Origin of the sequence: Hydrogenophaga sp. (genome assembly GCF_041913525.1) — a bacterium.
Taxonomy (GTDB): Bacteria; Pseudomonadota; Gammaproteobacteria; order Burkholderiales; family Burkholderiaceae_C; genus Hydrogenophaga.
The window spans coordinates 18291-31826 of the sequence record NZ_JAYSFD010000018.1 but is presented as its reverse complement, the minus strand read 5'-3'; the positions used below and the strand labels follow the sequence as shown (position 1 = coordinate 31826).

Genomic DNA, 13536 nt, shown 5'->3' with positions numbered 1-13536 from the left:
ACGGGGCAACGCGAAGCGGCGCGGGAATCATCGGAATTGCGACATGAAACGCACGTCGCCGTCAAAGAACAGGCGAAGGTCGTTCACTCCGTAGCGCAGCATGGTCAGGCGGTCAGGGCCCATGCCGAAGGCGAAGCCGATGTAGCGCTCGGGGTCCAGGCCCATGTTGCGCACCACGTTCGGGTGCACCTGGCCAGACCCCGCCACCTCCAGCCAGCGGCCCGCCAACGGGCCGCTCTGGAACTGAATGTCGATCTCGGCGCTTGGCTCAGTGAACGGGAAAAAACTGGGGCGGAACCGCAGCACCAGGTCATCGCTCTCGAAGAAGGTGCGGCAGAAATCCGTGAAGACGAACTTCAAGTCCTTGAAGCTCACGTTCTCGCCAATCCACAGGCCTTCGCACTGGTGAAACATCGGCGAGTGCGTGGCGTCGCTGTCCACGCGGTAGGTGCGGCCGGGCGCGATCACGCGAATCTCGGGCATGCCCTGCCCCGCGTCCAGCGCGGCGCGGTGGCGCTTGACGTGCTGCACCGCGTGGCGAATCTGCATCGGGCTGGTGTGCGTGCGCAGCAGGTTGGGCGCCTTCTCGCTGCCCCCTTCCACATAGAAGGTGTCGTGCATCGAGCGCGCCGGATGGTCTTCGGGCGTGTTGAGCGCGGTGAAGTTGAACCAGTCGGACTCGATCTCGGGGCCATCGGCCACCTCGAAGCCCATGGAGCCGAAGATCGCCTCGATGCGCTCCATGGTCAGGCTCACCGGGTGAAGTCCGCCCTGCCCCCGCTGACGGCCGGGCAAGGTCACGTCCAGCGCTTCGGCCTTGAGTTGCGCCTGCAACTCGGCATCGGCCAGGGCCTGGCGACGTTCGGTCAAGGCGGCTTCAATGGCCTGCTTGGCCACGTTGATCGCCGCACCCCGGGTCTTCTTCTCTTCTACCGGCAGGGCGGCCATGCCCTTCATCAACTCGGTGATGCGACCGGCCTTACCCAAAAACTGGGCCTTGGCGTTCTCCAGATCGGCCGGCGTGGCGGCCTGCGCAAAAGCGGCGCGGGCGCTGTCGACCAGGGCATCCAACTCGTTCATGTCTGTGGGTGTGCAATGCAAAAGAAAAAAGGGGTTGAAGCCAGCGAGGGATCCCCTCAAGCCTCAACCCCTTCGAGCGGCGAAGGGCGGACAGACCGCCCTGCCGTGAATCAAGCGGCCAGCTTGGCTTTGACTTGCTCCACGATGCTGCCGAAAGCCGCCGGGTCATTGACCGCCAGATCGGCCAGGACCTTGCGGTCGATCTCGATCTGGGCCTTCTTCAGGCCGTTGGCGAACTGGCTGTAGGTCAGGCCGCAAGCGCGAGCACCGGCGTTGATACGGGCGATCCACAGCTGGCGGAACACACGCTTCTTCGTACGGCGGTCACGGTAGGCGTACTGACCCGCCTTCATCACCGCCTGCTTGGCGATGCGGAAGACATTACCGCGACGGCCGCGGAAACCTTTGGCCAGAGCCAGAACCTTTTTGTGTCGGGCGCGAGCCGTGACACCACGTTTGACGCGAGGCATATGAGTTCTCCTAGTTCGTCGTGATTACAGGCCAGCAAAGGGCAGCATCTGTGCCATGTGACCCATATTGGTCTCATGCACGTTCACTGCACCGCGCAGGTGGCGCTTGTTCTTGGTGGTCTTCTTGGTCAGGATGTGACGCTTGAAGGCTTGACCGCGCTTGACGGTTCCACCCGGACGAACGCGAAAACGCTTCTTCGCGCTGCTCTTGGTCTTCATTTTGGGCATCTTCATGCTCCTTTTTCATTTGTGCTCGTGAGGCGCCGCGAACCTTCCGCGGACTTGCTGGCCCCGAGCCACTTTTGTCAGGCCCCTTGCGGAAACCTGTTCGACGTCTTCCTTTGCAGGTAGCGTCTCGAACCGACAGGGGACCAACCCTGCCAGTCCAATTCAATGGCCGTCTTACGCGGCGGCCTGACCAGCCGCCGGCGCATCCGCCGGCTTGCTGGTGGTGGCCCCTGGCTTCTTACGGCCCGGAGCGATCATCATGATCATCTGGCGACCTTCGAGCTTGGGGAACTGCTCCACCATGATCGTGTCACCCAGATCGTCACGAATGCGGTTCAGGAGGGCCAAGCCCAGTTCCTGGTGCGTAATCTCGCGACCACGGAACCGCAAGGTGATCTTGCACTTGTCGCCTTCATCCAGAAAACGCCGGATGTTGCGCAACTTGATGTTGTAGTCACCGTCATCGGTACCCGGGCGGAATTTCACCTCCTTGATCTCGATGACGGTCTGCTTGGCCTTGGCTTCGGCCGCCTTCTTCTGCTCCTGATACTTGAACTTGCCGTAATCCATCAGGCGGCACACCGGCGGATTGGCCGTGGCAGCGATTTCGACAAGATCAACGTCCAGTTCCCCAGCCATGCGCAAGGCTTCTTGCAGACTGACGATGCCCAAAGGCTCGTTTTCGGGTCCGTTGAGGCGCACTTCAGGCGCCATGATTTCCCGGTTCAGTCGGTGTGCACGCTCTTCACGCTGGCGGCGGTCGCGAAAGTTGGTAGCGATGGTTCGTTCCTTGGTGGGCAGATGAGGTCTGGAAGCGCAAGCGCCATGGGCAAAGCGACCGACGGGACATTCACCGGCAAAGGATTCGTCAAACCTTGGATGAAATGTCAGCCGCCACCAATTGAGAAAAGGCTTCCAGCGGCATGACACCGAGGTCTTTGTTGCCTCGGGCCCGCACAGCCACTGCGCCAGCTTCCTTCTCTTTGTCGCCCACGACCACAATAAAAGGCAGCTTTTGCAACGCGTGCTCCCGTATTTTATACGTGATTTTCTCGTTGCGCAGGTCCGTCACCACCCTAAGCCCTTGATTCTCCAACGATTTCGCGATTTCGCGACAGTAATCGGCCTGGTTGTCGGTGATATTGAGCACGGCCACCTGCACAGGGGCCAGCCACACCGGCAGAGCGCCAGCGTGCTGCTCGATCAGGATACCGATGAAGCGCTCCAGGCTGCCGACAATGGCGCGGTGCAGCATGATGGGGCGGTGGCGGCTGCCGTCTTCGCCCACAAACTCGGCGTCCAGGCGCTCGGGCAGGTTCGGGTCCACCTGAATGGTGCCGCACTGCCATTCACGACCCAACGCGTCCTTGAGCGTGTACTCAATCTTCGGACCGTAGAACGCCCCCTCACCCGGCAGGTACTGGAACTCACAGCCCGAGGCGCGCAGGCCTTCGGCCAAAGCAGCCTCGGCCTTGTCCCAGCTCTCTTCTGAGCCGATGCGCTTCTCGGGGCGGGTGGACAGCTTGTAGATGATCTCGGTGAAACCGAAGTCTTTGTAGACCTTCTGCAGCAGTGCGGTGAAGGCGGTCACTTCCGACTGGATCTGATCCTCGGTGCAGAAGATGTGGCCATCGTCTTGCGTGAAGGCACGCACTCGCATGATGCCGTGCAGACCACCCGTGGGCTCATTGCGGTGGCAGGCGCCGAACTCGCCATAGCGCAGGGGCAGGTCACGATAGCTCTTGATGCCCTGCTTGTAGATGAGGATGTGGCCGGGGCAGTTCATCGGCTTGAGCGCGTAATCGCGCTTTTCCGACTCGGTGGTGAACATGTTCTCGCGGTACTTGTCCCAGTGGCCGGTCTTCTCCCAAAGCGACTTGTCCAGGATCTGCGGGCCCTTCACCTCGCGGTAGCCGTTCTCACGGTAGACGCGGCGCATGTACTGTTCGACCTCTTGCCAGATGGTCCAGCCATTGGGGTGCCAGAACACTGTGCCAGGCGAATGCTCGTCCAGATGGAACAAGTCCAGCTCGCGGCCGAGCTTGCGGTGGTCGCGCTTCTCGGCCTCTTCCAGCCGGGTCAGGTACTGCTGCAACTCTTCCTTGCTGGCCCAGGCCGTGCCGTAGATGCGCTGCAGCATTTCGTTGCGGTGGTCGCCGCGCCAGTACGCGCCCGCCACCTTCATCAGCTTGAAGTGCTTGAGCTTGCCGGTGCTCGGCACGTGGGGGCCGCGGCAAAGGTCTTCGAAGTTGCCCTCGCGGTAGAGGCTGACGTCTTCGTTGCTGGGAATACTTGCGATGATCTCGGCCTTGTAGTGCTCGCCCAGGCCCTTGAAATAGGTCACCGCTTCGTCGCGGGGCAGCACGCGGCGCACGACCTTCTCGTCCTTGTTGGCAAGTTCGCTCATGCGCTTCTCGATGGCGGCCAGGTCTTCGGGTGTGAACGGGCGCTTGTACGAAAAGTCGTAGTAGAAGCCGTTTTCGATCACCGGCCCAATGGTCACTTGCGCCTCTGGGAAGAGCTCTTTCACGGCGTAGGCCAGCAAGTGAGCAGTGGAGTGGCGAATGAGCTCCAGCCCCTCGGGGTCTTTCGCCGTGACGATGGCCAGCGGCGCGTCCTGCTCGATCACGAAACTGGTGTCCACCAGCTTGCCATTGACCTTGCCACCCAGGGCAGCCTTGGCCAGGCCAGTGCCGATCGAAGCGGCGACGTCAGCCACTGAAACCGGGCCGGGAAAGCTGCGCTGGGAACCATCGGGAAGCGTGACGTTGATCATGAGGGGTCCAGAAACGAAAAACGCGGCCGGGGCCGCGCTGAAAAACCAAGAGAAAAACGAGCAGGCGCGATCTGCCGGCCTCAACAGGCCAGGACGGGATGCGCCTGAGTTCGCGGTGTCATAACCGGGGTGCCTTTCTCGTTCTTTTTCGGTGGAAAGCCTGCGATTTTCCCACAAAAAAGCCCGGGGAGGCCCCGGGCTCGCTGTCTCCTCTGCCGCTCTGTGGCGGACTCGGGGGATTTCAGTGGAACTGCTCTTCTTCGGTCGAGCCGGTCAGGGCCTTCACGGAGGACGAACCGCCCTGGATCACGGTGGTCACGTCGTCAAAGTAACCCGCGCCCACTTCCTGTTGGTGCGACACGAAGGTGTAGCCCTTTTCGCGAGCGGCGAACTCGGGCTCTTGCACCATCTCGGTGTAGTGCTTCATGCCTTCGCCGCGGGCGTAGGCGTGGGCAAACTGGAAGGTCTGGAACCAGTTGATGTGGATACCAGCCAGGGTGATGAACTGGAACTTGTAGCCCAGCGCGGACAGGTCTTCCTGGAAGGAGGCGATCTGCTTTTCGTTCAGGTTCTTCTTCCAGTTGAAGGAAGGCGAGCAGTTGTACGACAGCAGCTTGCCCGGGCAGGCGGCGTGCACGGCTTGGGCGAATTCACGGGCGAAGCCGATGTCGGGCACGCCGGTCTCGCACCACACCAGGTCGGCATAGGGCGCGTAGGCCACGCCACGGCTGATGGACTGCTCCAGGCCGTTCTTCACGCGGAAGAAACCTTCTTGCGTGCGCTCACCGGTCAGGAAGGGCTTGTCGTTGGCGTCGTGGTCGCTGGTGATCAAGTTGGCGGCTTCGGCGTCGGTGCGGGCCAGCACGATGGTGGGCACGCCCATCACGTCGGCAGCGAAGCGCGCAGCGATGAGCTTCTCGCAGGCTTCTTGCGTGGGCACCAGCACCTTGCCACCCATGTGGCCGCACTTCTTCACGGCGGCCAACTGGTCTTCGAAGTGCACGCCAGAGGCACCAGCGGCGATCATGTTCTTCATCAGCTCGAAGGCATTGAGCACGCCGCCGAAGCCGGCTTCAGCGTCAGCGACGATCGGCAGGAAGTAGTCGATGAAGCCTTCGTCGCCGGGGCTGATGCCACGCGACCATTGGATTTCGTCAGCACGCTTGAACGTGTTGTTGATACGGCGAACCATCGTGGGGACGGAGTCGTAGGCGTACAGCGACTGGTCGGGGTACATGGTTTCGGAAGTGTTGCCGTCGGCAGCGACTTGCCAGCCCGACAGGTACACGGCTTCCAGACCGGCCTTGGCCTGTTGCATGGCTTGACCGGCGGTGATGGCGCCGAAAGCGTTCACGTAGCCCTTCTTGGCACCGCCATTGATCTTGTCCCAGAGCACCTTGGCGCCGCGCTGGGCCAGGGTGTACTCGGGCTGTACGCTGCCGCGCAGGCGCACGACATCGGCGGCGGTGTAGCCGCGCTTCACACCCTTCCAGCGGGGGTTGGTCGCCCAGTCTTTTTCAAGGGCTTCGATCTGTTGTTGGCGGCTCAGTTGACCATTCAGCGCGTTCGACATGGGTTCACTCCTGTGGGTTTGGACGGGCTCGAAGGACACCTCGTTTGCCACTGCGAATCTGGTGTCCATGGCCTTTACTCTAAGTCTTGTATAAGACTTGTAAAAGCTCTTATGTCTTATACAAGAGTAAATATTTTTCCAAATAAATCAATGACTTGCATCTTTATTTCTCAATGCAAAATCAAATCTCCCGTGATGAGAAATTTTTCTGCACCGCAACATTTCAATATTTCGTAATGCGGAATTTGACTTCCACATGAAGAAAAGCCATCCGGCGAATGGGGCATGATCAACAGACCGCGCTGCCTGACCCTTCTTGTCCCTTCATGCGCCCCTTCCCTCGTACCCCCTGGATTGCCTACGGTTCGCTGGCCTTGAGCATGGCGCTGGTCGGGAGCTATGTCGCGCTCTCCAAACCGCTGGTGGCGGTATTTCCGGTTTTCCTGCTGGCCTGGTTGCGATTTGCCATCGGTGGCATGGCCATGATTCGCTGGCTGAAGCGTCCCGCCAGTGAAGCACCCACCACGCCACGCGTGCGCCGCCTGCTGTTCCTGGAGTCATTCCTCGGCAACTTTCTGTTCTCGGTGTGCATGCTGTTCGGGGTGAGCATGACCACCGCCGTGGCGGCCGGCGTGATCATGGCGTCGCTGCCTGCGGTGGTGGCGCTCTTGAGCTGGGCCTTTCTTGACGAGCGGATCGAGCGGCGCACCGCCCTGGGCATTGCCCTGGCCGCGGCGGGTATCGGGCTGTTTTCGCTGCAGAAGACGGCAGGCCCGGCGAGCACTTCTTCTCTCCTGGGTAATGCCCTCGTGTTTGCCGCAGTGGTTTGCGAGGCCAGTTACGTGGTCATCGGCAAGCGCCTGACCGAGGGCCTCAGCCCTCGACGCATCTCGGCCATCATCAACGCCTGGGGCTTGGTGCTCATGACCCCATTCGGTCTGTGGATGGCCTGGCGGTTTGAATTTGCCGAGGTGACGCCCGGTCTCTGGACGCTGTTGGTCTTTTATGCGCTGGCGGCCAGCATGTGGACGGTCTGGCTCTGGATGCAGGGATTGAAATCGGTTCCTGCCTCGCGGGCTGGCGTGTTCACCATCATGCTGCCCATCACCGCAGCGGGCGTGGGCGTGGGGGTGCTGGGCGAGACCGTATCGGTCACACAGTGGCTGGCGTTTGCGCTGGCCTTGGGCGGCCTGGTGCTGGCCACCGCAGACCCCGCATCCAAGACTTCAGAGACACCATAGGCCAGTGGGCTGCGTCAGGCCCATCCACAGGGCCCAGCCGGAGGTGAGCAGCAAAGCGAGGCCAGCCAGGCGAATGCCCCAAGCGCCGGAGCGCCACTCCTTTAGCCGCAACAGCAGCCAAGGAGCGGCGGTGAGGCTGATGGACGTGCCCAGTGAAAACAGGGCCATCACCGCAGCGCCCTCAAGTGCGTTCGCGGTGAGGGAGGCCATCAGCAAGGCGGAATACAGCAGCCCACAGGGCATCAAAGCCCAGCCAACGCCCAACAAAAATGGGGCGCGGGGCCCGAGGGCCGCCAACACTGGCTTGGCCTTTCGCCACACCGATTGCGCCAGGCCATCGATCCAGGCCGGTTGTCGGGCGCGCCACAGCAGCACGGCGCCCAGCAGCAAGGCCGCCACATGAAACATGGTCCAGACCGGGCGCAGCACCGCCGTGTTGGTGCCCAGCCAGGCCAGGCCTTGCACCGAGCCAGCGGAGAAGGCACCAAAGGCCGAGTAGCCCACGAGGCGGCTGGCTTGGAAGGACACCAGTGCCCGGGTGCCGCGAGTGCCGGCTGCCTGGGCAATGCCCGCGCAGGCGGCACCGCACATGGCCACGCAATGGGGGCCACCCACCACGCCCATGAACAGGGCCGTCAACGCCATCGAGGTTTGCATGTTGCGCACTGTAGCCCACCAGGGGCCGCCTCATCGCCTCAGATGATCTTGGAGAAGCGCGCGCGGTCCTGGTCGTGCTGCAGGTACTTATCAAACACCATGGCGATGGCGCGAACCAGGTACCAGCCTCGGTCTGTCACGTGCACGCCGCTGTCGTCCAGTGTCACCAGGCCAGCCGCCTGGAAGTCTTCCAGGGCCTCGATTTCTCGGGCGAAGTAGGACTTGCACTCGATGAGGTGACCCAACTCAATGGACTCGTACAGCAGCTCGCCCTGGCACATCAAGGACATGATGACCGCGCGACGCAGCAGGTCATCGCGCGAGAGAGCCAGGCCCCGCACGATGGGCAGGCGCCCCTGGTCTAGCATGTCGTAGTACTCGTCCAGGGTTTTGGCGTTCTGGCTGTAGGTGGCGCCAATGCGCCCGATGGCGGACACGCCCAAAGCGATCAGGTCGCAATCGGGTTGGGTGCTGTAGCCCTGGAAGTTGCGGTGCAGGCGCCCCTGGCGCTTGGCCACGGCGAGGGAGTCGTTGGGCAGTGCAAAGTGGTCCATGCCCACATAGACATAGCCGGCCTCGCCCAGAGCGTCGAGGGACGCCGAGAGCATGGCCAGCTTGTCGCCAGGACTGGGCAACTCGGCCGGCACAATGCGCCGCTGCGGCTTGAAGCGGCTGGGCAGGTGGGCATAGGCGTAGAGCGCTACCCGGTCTGGACGGAGTTGCTCCAACTGCGCCAACGTGCGTGCGAAAGACTCGGGTGTCTGCAGCGGCAGGCCGTAGATCAAGTCAACGTTGACCGACTCAAAGCCGATGCGACGCGCCGCGGCCACCAGGTCGAACACCTGCTCGGCCGGCTGGATGCGGTGCACGGCTTTTTGCACAGCGGGGTCGAAGTCTTGCACGCCAAAGCTCAGGCGGTTGAAACCCAGACGGTGCAACACCTGCAACCGCTCTTCGGTGACGGTGCGGGGATCGACCTCGATCGAGTATTCGCCGCCCGGCACCAACCTGAAGTGTCGGCGGATCATGGCCATCAGGTCTTCGAGCTCGGTGTCCGAGAGGAAGGTGGGCGTGCCGCCCCCCAGGTGCAGTTGCGAGACTTGGTGCCCCACGCCGAAATGGTTGACCTGCAGTTCCATCTCGCGAGAGAGATAGCGCAGGTACTCGGCCGCGCGCTCATGGTGCTTGGTGATGACCTTGTTGCACGCGCAGTAGTAACACACCGACTCGCAAAAAGGCACGTGCACGTACAAGGACAAAGGCAGTGCCATCGAGCCAGCGCGGCGCTGCTCCAGTGCCTGGATGTAGTCGGCCTCACCGAAGGCTTCGACGAAGCGATCCGCGGTGGGGTAAGAGGTGTAGCGCGGGCCGGGGATGTCAAACCGGCGCAACAAATCATCGGGAATTGAGTGGCTCACAGGCTGCTCCAAGAATGGTGCGACTTTGCCGCAGTCTTGCCCGTTCGCCCTTGACCAGGATCAAGGGCCGCACGGTACCGCCCAGAACGGCCAAGAGCCCCTGACCCTGCCATGCAGGGTATGCTTCAGGGTTGGGAAACATCACGATACGCTTATGGACGCTCAGAGCATCAAGGTCGCCTGTTCAAGCTGCAACTTGCGCGAGTTGTGCCTGCCGATGGGCCTGAACCCTGAAGAAATGACCAAGCTCGACCGGGTGGTGTCCACCCGCAAGCGCATCAAGCGCGGCACGTCTCTCTTCAATGTGGGCGACCCGTTCACCTCTCTTTACGCCGTGCGCTCAGGCTTCTTCAAGACCTGCGTGACCACGGCAGACGGGCGCGATCAGGTCACGGGCTTTCAGATGACGGGCGAGATCATTGGGCTTGATGGCATCGTGAGCGACCGGCACTCGTGTGACGCCATTGCACTGGAGGACGCCGAGGTGTGCGTGATGCCCTTCGACAAGGTGGAAGAGCTGTCGCGCGAGTTCACTACCCTGCAGCACCACGTGCACAAGATCATGAGCCGCGAGATCGTGCGCGACCACAGCGTGATGCTGCTGCTGGGCAGCATGCGGGCCGAGGAGCGCCTGGCGGCGTTCCTGCTGAACCTGGTGCAGCGCCTGCACGCGCGCGGCTTCTCCAAGTCTGAGGTGATTCTTCGCATGACGCGCGAAGAAATCGGCAGCTACCTGGGCATGAAGCTGGAGACCGTGAGCCGCACTTTTTCCAAGTTCGTGGACGACGGCATCATCGACGTGAAGCAGCGCTACGTTCACATCAAGAACACCGACGGCCTGCGGGCGATCGTCAACCCCCAGAACTGCGGCTGAGCACGCACAGGCTCAGCAGTGGCGGGCGCAGTCACCGGGACGCTCGTCCACCGGCACAGGGCAGCGATTCACCTCGAACGGTGAGAGGGCCAGCAAGGTGGTGAGTGCACTGGAGGCCATGGTCACGCCCCAGAACACGAAGAAGGCCAGGGTGTACACCGCCTGGCGAGACAGGCCGAGGGGTTGGCCAAACCAGTGCAGGTCACTGGGATCGACCAAGGCAAACACGATCATTTCCAGCACGCCGGCCACCAGAAAAGCAGGCCAGGCGATCCACATCCAGCGGTGAGCGAGCATGGGTTGTCTCCGGTGTTTTTTTGTGGGAACTCAGGGCTTGGTCTGCGGCACCACAGGCGAAGCCGCGTGGTTGCGGGCCTGCTGGGCGGGCTGGAGCTTGATTAGCGCCTCGGCCCGGGCGGCATCGCCGATGTCCTCGGCGGGCTTGAGGGCCTGATTGGGCGCCCGCTTGTCGAGCACGGGGTCAGGGTTCTTGATGGCCAGCGTGATGGTGACCATGCTGGCGATGACCACCGCGACAGGACCGCCGACCACCAGCCACATGGCCTTGACACGCCACCAGGGGGTGGGCGCGGAGGGAATGGATACCGTGGAGTTGTTCATGGGACTCCAATTCGCCGCTCAGCGCGGCACAAGGAAAACAGATTTTTCCACCACTCGCACAGAGTCGTCGGAAGAGGACTTCACTTCGAAGGTGATGGGATGGGAACCGGGCTCCGCGCCGTTGGGGGGAATCTGCACCCGCACTGCCGCAGCGCGCACTTCGGTGGGCAAGACCTCGATGTCGGCACTCGGGTCGAGCGTGATGCCGGGAATGCCCGATACCGTCACGGTGTAACGCTGGGTGGACTCGGTGGCGTTCATCACTTGCAGGCGATAGACGTTCTCGATACGCCCCTGCTCGACCATGCGCGCCAGGGCGCCGCGGTCGCGAATCACGTCCACCTTCAGAGGCGTGCGCAGGAACAGGCTCACGAACACGGCCAGCGTGATGAGGCCCAGGATCGCGGTGTAGACCAACACACGAGGGCGGAACGCCCGCTTGAGCATCTGCGCCCTGGTCCAGCCCTGCGCCACGCCGTTCTGGGTGGAGTACTTGATGAGCCCGCGCGGGTAGCCCACCTTGTCCATCACGTCGTCGCACACATCAATGCAGGCGCCACAACCGATGCACTCGTACTGCAGGCCGTTGCGGATGTCGATGCCGGTTGGGCACACCTGAACGCACAGCGTGCAATCCACGCAGGAACCCAGGCCCAGCGCCGCCGGATCGGCCTTCTTGCTGCGGGCACCACGCGGCTCGCCGCGCTTCTCGTCATAGGTGACGATCATGGTGTCCTTGTCGAACATCGCGCTTTGGAAGCGCGCGTAAGGACACATGTACTTGCAGACCTGCTCGCGCAGGAAGCCGGCATTACCGTAGGTGGCGAAGCCGTAGAACAGCACCCAGAAGGTCTGCCAGGGGCCAAGCGAAGCGGCCAGCGTGAGGGCGCCCAGCTCGCGGATGGGCGTGAAGTAGCCCACGAAGGTGAAGCCGGTCCAGATCGCCACCGCGATCCACAAGCCGTGCTTCAGCGCCTTCTTGCCCAACTTCTGGGCGCTCATGGGCGCTTTGTCGAGGCGCTGGCGAGCAGAGCGGTCGCCCTCCACCAGCTTTTCCAGCCAGAGGAAGATCTCGGTGTAGACCGTCTGCGGGCAGGCGTAGCCGCACCACAGGCGCCCGGCCACCGCCGTGAACAGAAAAAGGGCCAGCGCCGAGATGACGAGCAGGCCCGTGAGGTAGATGAAGTCCTGCGGGTAGAGGACGAGGTTGAAGATGTAGAAGCGGCGGGCTTCCAGATCAAACAGCACCGCCTGCCGCGCGTTCCACTGCAACCAGGGCAGACCGTAGAAAACGATCTGGGTGATCCACACCAGGGCCCAGCGCCACTTGGACAACAGGCCCGACACCGAGCGGGGATAGATCTTCTGCCGCGAGGCGTACAGAGAGATCATCACCTCGTCATCCCCACCTCCACCGCCGGCAGGCACGGGTTGGATGGGAATGACGGTCTTGGGGGCCGAAGGCCGTTGGCCTTCGGGTGTGGAAGCACTCACAGGAACCTCAGAGATAGACGAAGGCTTACTTGGCCGCGGCCGGCTTGTTGGAGAGGCTCCAGACGTAGGCGGTCAGCACATGAATTTGATCGGCGTTGAGCTTGGTCGACTGGGCCGGCATGTGGTTGTTGAAGCCATTGGTCACGGCGCGAACCACCGCCTCTTCGCCCCAGCCGTGCAGCCAGGTGTTGTCGGTAAGGTTCGGGGCACCCATGGTCTGGTTGCCCTTGCCGTCCATGCCGTGGCACGCAGCGCAGGCGCCGAACTTGCTCTTGCCTTGAACAGCGCGCACCGAGTCGTGCGGGCTGCCCGAGAGGCTCAGCACGTAGTGGGCCACGTTGCGAACGTCTTCCGGGCCACCTACGGCGGCGGCCATCGGTGGCATCACGCCATTGCGGCCCTGGGTGATGGTGGTCTTGATGGCTGCGGGGTCGCCACCATAGAGCCAGTCACCGTCGGTGAGGTTGGGGAAGCTGCGGGCGCCGCGGGCGTCAGAGCCGTGGCACTGGGCGCAGTTGTTCATGAACAGGCGCTCGCCGATGGCCAGGGCTTGCGCCTCACCGGCCAGTTGCTCGGGCGTCATGCTGGTGAAGCGGGCGTACAGCGGCGCAATGGCCTCCTGCACCTTCTTCACTTCGGCCTGGTGCTGCCCTTGCGACGACCAGCCCAGGGCACCCTGGTACTTGCCGAACATGGGGTACAGCGCGCCGTAGGCCAGCGCGAAGACCACGGTGATGACGAACAGATACACCCACCACTTGGGCAGCGGGTTGTTCATTTCCTTGAGGTCGCCGTCCCACACGTGGCCGGTGGTGTTGTCGGCCGAGGCGTTGACCTTGGTGGTGCCGCTGATCCACAGCAGGATCACACAGGCAATGATGCTGACCAGCGTGAGGCCAGCCACGTAGAGGGACCAGAAGTCGTTGGTGAAGTCGCTCATGATGTTTCTCGTTGTCGGTCCGCGGGTTATTCGTCCTGGAACGGCAGTTGGGCGGCTTCCTGGAAGTTGGCCAGGTTGCGGCGCGACCAAGCCCAGCCGACGATGCCCAGGAAGGTGAGCAGGCTCACCACGGTGACGATGCTGCGCAGATCATTGATGTCCAT

The 13536-nt window shown here is 62.5% G+C and carries 15 protein-coding genes; 2 read left to right on the top strand and 13 right to left on the bottom strand.

The genetic code is table 11. The features are described from left to right. Positions 1 to 27 precede the first annotated feature (27 nt). The 6 genes from pheS to aceA form a co-directional block, all read right to left on the bottom strand. Positions 28 to 1080 (bottom strand): phenylalanine--tRNA ligase subunit alpha, encoded by a 1053-nt coding sequence (gene pheS / locus ACE3RQ_RS17220; protein ID WP_374523303.1) that lies wholly within the window; start codon positions 1078 to 1080, stop codon positions 28 to 30. 110 nt (positions 1081 to 1190) lie between these two features. Then, positions 1191 to 1550, bottom strand: a complete 360-nt coding sequence (gene rplT, locus ACE3RQ_RS17215) for a 50S ribosomal protein L20 (protein WP_086120609.1) — start codon at positions 1548 to 1550, stop codon at positions 1191 to 1193. A gap of 24 nt (positions 1551 to 1574) precedes the next feature. Beyond that, positions 1575 to 1778, bottom strand: a complete 204-nt coding sequence (rpmI, locus tag ACE3RQ_RS17210; RefSeq protein WP_009517525.1) for a 50S ribosomal protein L35 — start codon at positions 1776 to 1778, stop codon at positions 1575 to 1577. A 174-nt stretch (positions 1779 to 1952) separates the two neighbouring features. Next, positions 1953 to 2558 (bottom strand): translation initiation factor IF-3, encoded by a 606-nt coding sequence (gene infC / locus ACE3RQ_RS17205; protein ID WP_374523338.1) that lies wholly within the window; start codon positions 2556 to 2558, stop codon positions 1953 to 1955. 88 nt (positions 2559 to 2646) lie between these two features. After that, positions 2647 to 4554, bottom strand: a complete 1908-nt coding sequence (gene thrS / locus ACE3RQ_RS17200) for a threonine--tRNA ligase (RefSeq protein ID WP_374523302.1) — start codon at positions 4552 to 4554, stop codon at positions 2647 to 2649. A gap of 241 nt (positions 4555 to 4795) precedes the next feature. Continuing rightward, positions 4796 to 6127 carry an isocitrate lyase gene (gene aceA, locus ACE3RQ_RS17195; protein ID WP_374523301.1) on the bottom strand — a complete coding sequence of 444 codons (1332 nt, stop codon included), beginning with the start codon at positions 6125 to 6127 and terminating at the stop codon, positions 4796 to 4798. A gap of 326 nt (positions 6128 to 6453) precedes the next feature. On the opposite strand from aceA, the gene ACE3RQ_RS17190 reads away from it, so the two are divergent. After that, entirely contained in the window at positions 6454 to 7368 is a 915-nt protein-coding gene (locus ACE3RQ_RS17190) for a DMT family transporter (RefSeq protein ID WP_374523300.1), read from the top strand. Here the strand turns inward: ACE3RQ_RS17190 and ACE3RQ_RS17185 are convergent. Further along, on the bottom strand, positions 7354 to 8025 hold the full coding sequence (locus ACE3RQ_RS17185) for a sulfite exporter TauE/SafE family protein (RefSeq protein WP_374523299.1): 672 nt from the start codon (positions 8023 to 8025) through the stop codon (positions 7354 to 7356). The genes ACE3RQ_RS17190 and ACE3RQ_RS17185 overlap by 15 nt on opposite strands. A gap of 38 nt (positions 8026 to 8063) precedes the next feature. After that, positions 8064 to 9443: an oxygen-independent coproporphyrinogen III oxidase gene (gene hemN, locus ACE3RQ_RS17180; RefSeq protein ID WP_374523298.1), complete on the bottom strand. Its 1380-nt coding sequence runs from the start codon at positions 9441 to 9443 to the stop codon at positions 8064 to 8066. Between the two features lie 154 nt (positions 9444 to 9597). Between hemN and fnr the strand changes: the two genes are divergently transcribed. Continuing rightward, positions 9598 to 10317 carry a fumarate/nitrate reduction transcriptional regulator Fnr gene (gene fnr / locus ACE3RQ_RS17175; RefSeq protein WP_374523297.1) on the top strand — a complete coding sequence of 240 codons (720 nt, stop codon included), beginning with the start codon at positions 9598 to 9600 and terminating at the stop codon, positions 10315 to 10317. Between the two features lie 12 nt (positions 10318 to 10329). Here fnr and ACE3RQ_RS17170 read toward each other — a convergent pair whose 3' ends face one another. From ACE3RQ_RS17170 to ACE3RQ_RS17150, 5 genes are all read right to left on the bottom strand, one after another. Continuing rightward, positions 10330 to 10614: a hypothetical protein gene (locus tag ACE3RQ_RS17170; protein ID WP_374523296.1), complete on the bottom strand. Its 285-nt coding sequence runs from the start codon at positions 10612 to 10614 to the stop codon at positions 10330 to 10332. A gap of 30 nt (positions 10615 to 10644) precedes the next feature. After that, the gene (locus tag ACE3RQ_RS17165; protein WP_374523294.1) at positions 10645 to 10938 is read right to left on the bottom strand and encodes a nitrogen fixation protein FixH; all 294 of its coding nucleotides are present in this window, start codon (positions 10936 to 10938) and stop codon (positions 10645 to 10647) included. Between the two features lie 18 nt (positions 10939 to 10956). Beyond that, positions 10957 to 12330 (bottom strand): cytochrome c oxidase accessory protein CcoG, encoded by a 1374-nt coding sequence (gene ccoG, locus ACE3RQ_RS17160; RefSeq protein WP_374523293.1) that lies wholly within the window; start codon positions 12328 to 12330, stop codon positions 10957 to 10959. A 127-nt stretch (positions 12331 to 12457) separates the two neighbouring features. Then, positions 12458 to 13372 carry a cytochrome-c oxidase, cbb3-type subunit III gene (ccoP, locus tag ACE3RQ_RS17155; protein WP_374523292.1) on the bottom strand — a complete coding sequence of 305 codons (915 nt, stop codon included), beginning with the start codon at positions 13370 to 13372 and terminating at the stop codon, positions 12458 to 12460. Positions 13373 to 13398: 26 nt separating this feature from the next. Continuing rightward, positions 13399 to 13536, bottom strand: a complete 138-nt coding sequence (locus tag ACE3RQ_RS17150) for a cbb3-type cytochrome oxidase subunit 3 (protein ID WP_374523291.1) — start codon at positions 13534 to 13536, stop codon at positions 13399 to 13401.

Bases quoted from the DNA above. Each gene is read 5' to 3' on its own strand.
- pheS (WP_374523303.1), bottom strand. From the start codon at position 1,080: ATGAACGAGTTGGATGCCCTGGTCGACAGCGCCCGCGCCGCTTTTGCG.
- aceA (WP_374523301.1), bottom strand. From the start codon at position 6,127: ATGTCGAACGCGCTGAATGGTCAACTGAGCCGCCAACAACAGATCGAA.
- ccoG (WP_374523293.1), bottom strand. From the start codon at position 12,330: ATGATCTCTCTGTACGCCTCGCGGCAGAAGATCTATCCCCGCTCGGTG.
- rpmI (WP_009517525.1), bottom strand. From the start codon at position 1,778: ATGCCCAAAATGAAGACCAAGAGCAGCGCGAAGAAGCGTTTTCGCGTT.
- thrS (WP_374523302.1), bottom strand. From the start codon at position 4,554: ATGATCAACGTCACGCTTCCCGATGGTTCCCAGCGCAGCTTTCCCGGC.
- ccoP (WP_374523292.1), bottom strand. From the start codon at position 13,372: ATGAGCGACTTCACCAACGACTTCTGGTCCCTCTACGTGGCTGGCCTC.
- ACE3RQ_RS17150 (WP_374523291.1), bottom strand. From the start codon at position 13,536: ATGGACATCAATGATCTGCGCAGCATCGTCACCGTGGTGAGCCTGCTC.
- rplT (WP_086120609.1), bottom strand. From the start codon at position 1,550: ATGCCTCGCGTCAAACGTGGTGTCACGGCTCGCGCCCGACACAAAAAG.
- ACE3RQ_RS17165 (WP_374523294.1), bottom strand. From the start codon at position 10,938: ATGAACAACTCCACGGTATCCATTCCCTCCGCGCCCACCCCCTGGTGG.
- ACE3RQ_RS17190 (WP_374523300.1), top strand. From the start codon at position 6,454: ATGCGCCCCTTCCCTCGTACCCCCTGGATTGCCTACGGTTCGCTGGCC.
- fnr (WP_374523297.1), top strand. From the start codon at position 9,598: ATGGACGCTCAGAGCATCAAGGTCGCCTGTTCAAGCTGCAACTTGCGC.
- ACE3RQ_RS17170 (WP_374523296.1), bottom strand. From the start codon at position 10,614: ATGCTCGCTCACCGCTGGATGTGGATCGCCTGGCCTGCTTTTCTGGTG.
- ACE3RQ_RS17185 (WP_374523299.1), bottom strand. From the start codon at position 8,025: ATGCAAACCTCGATGGCGTTGACGGCCCTGTTCATGGGCGTGGTGGGT.